This is a genomic window from Bacteroides caecigallinarum (assembly GCF_016902295.1).
In the GTDB taxonomy this organism is placed as follows: domain Bacteria; phylum Bacteroidota; class Bacteroidia; order Bacteroidales; family Bacteroidaceae; genus Phocaeicola; species Phocaeicola caecigallinarum_A.
Window position 1 is genome coordinate 1 of record NZ_JACJLQ010000102.1, and the last position, 1,565, is coordinate 1,565.

Consider the following 1,565-nt stretch of genomic DNA (forward strand, 5'->3'; position numbering starts at 1 on the left):
ACAAACTTACATAAAAATCTTCGTTTTTTATGCCGGTGCAATAAAAAATCAAGCCCTACGTACTTGATTGATCGTCTATTGCCGTGCTCGAAGCACAAAATGTTGTATATTTGAGGTGCATACATTTATTAAAAAATCCTCATATGAATAGACCTAATAGAACAGTAGCAGGGCTTGATGTCCACAAAGATAGTGTTTTCCTTTGTATAATAGATGATTCGGGCAAGATTTTTGAACATAAATACGGTGTATTAACCCCTGATTTGGACTGCATGTCCAATGACATGCATAAATATGGGGTAACCGAACTGGCAATGGAGAGTACCAGTATATATTGGATTCCTATATGGCGTGTTCTTGAAGAAATGTTCGACCAGAAACTCGTCAATCCATACTTCATAAAGCAGCTTCCCGGACGAAAGACAGATGTAAAGGATGCAGAGTGGATTGCAACATGTGTCCACAAGGAGTTAATCCGTGGAAGCTATGTTCCCGAGCCTGTCATCCAGCAGCTCAGACAATACAACAGAATGATGTTTGACCTTAGCAAGGATATATCAAGAAAGCTTGTAAAGCTTGACACATGTCTGCAGCGCTGTAACATCAGGATAAGCAACTATATATCCAATGTGGATTCCAAAAGTTACCGTATGGTGGCCAAGGCCATATCTCAAGGTGTCACAAAGCCGGAAGAACTTATAAAACATATACATGGCAGGACACTGAACAAACATGGCAGGGACACGATGCTTGCGGCACTGACAGGCGTTGTTACGGAAGTCGACTCGGATATAATAGGAATGTTGCTTGAGGAAATAGAGACGCTTGTGGCACATAAAGATAAATGTCAGGAGAAAATGACTTCGCTCTGTAAGAAACATTACCCCAAGCAACTTGAGAGACTTCAGAAAATTCCGGGAGTTAAAGAAAGAAGCGCAACATCCATAATTGCGGAGCTTGGCGTTGACATGAAGATGTTTGCAACAGCATCCGCATTGGTCTCATGGTGTGGGTTAAGACCAAGGAATGAAGAGAGTGCAGGGCGTATCAAGGGTCGGAGGATAGTCCATGGCAATAAATACCTCAGGACAATACTTATTGAGTGTGCATGGGCTGCTTCCAAAAAACAAAAAACATTCTTCAACAGGTTCTGTTATATTCAGGTTACAGCAAAAAAGAAAAGCAGGATGAAAGTTCAGGTTGCAATAGCCAGAAAAATGCTTGTTGCAATATGGAACATGTTTTCAAAAGACCAGGATTATATTGACCCTATTTTAAAGCATCAAAAAGTGGCATGAAAGCCGCTTCATGATATACCTGTTGTTTGTAAGGTCATTATCTTTGTGATGTTAACCAAACTCGTTTTTACAAACTGGCTAATACTGCAACAGGCTTTGGATGCCGGTGTGAGATTTAAAGCTCGTAGAGGAAAGTAATAAACTTATAAAAAATTATTACCGACAACAATATGCTGCCGGTAAATATTTTATTGCCTTTATTCATATGAATATACCAATGGAAGCCTTTGGAATCATTCTACCGTAAATCATTTTAGAGGAAAGATA

Annotated in this window: 1 protein-coding gene; it reads left to right on the forward strand. The window is 39.7% G+C overall.

Translation table 11 applies throughout. From position 1 onward, the window contains the following. Positions 1-143: 143 nt before the first annotated feature. Entirely contained in the window at positions 144-1,298 is a 1,155-nt protein-coding gene (locus H6A27_RS14320; RefSeq protein WP_204509174.1) for an IS110 family RNA-guided transposase, read from the forward strand. Positions 1,299-1,565: the final 267 nt, after the last annotated feature.